Below are 268 nucleotides of genomic sequence, written 5' to 3' on the forward strand. Positions count from 1 at the left end.
AAGTCGGCGAAGCGGACGGAACGGCTCAATTTACGGTGACTTTAGACGATTACAGCAGCGAGACGGTATCGGTGAGCTACACCACCGTCGGGGGCACGGCCAGCAGTGGGTCCGACTATTCCTCGACGAGCGGAGAACTGGTATTTTCACCTTGGGAAATTCAAAAAACCATCGATGTCAGCCTGTGGGATGATACCCAAGTCGAAGGGGATGAAACCTTCGAGGTGGTGTTGAGTGACCCGGAGAATGGGGAATTGGGAAGCGAACG

Annotated in this window: 1 protein-coding gene; it reads left to right on the plus strand. The window is 54.5% G+C overall.

The features are described 5' to 3' along the window. Positions 1 to 268: Calx-beta domain-containing protein (locus LKE08_RS17475; protein ID WP_324705530.1), on the plus strand; the 268-nt coding region annotated here is incomplete at both ends.

Source organism: Lyngbya sp. CCY1209, from assembly GCF_035615495.1.
Classification (GTDB): domain Bacteria; phylum Cyanobacteriota; class Cyanobacteriia; order Cyanobacteriales; family Microcoleaceae; genus Limnospira.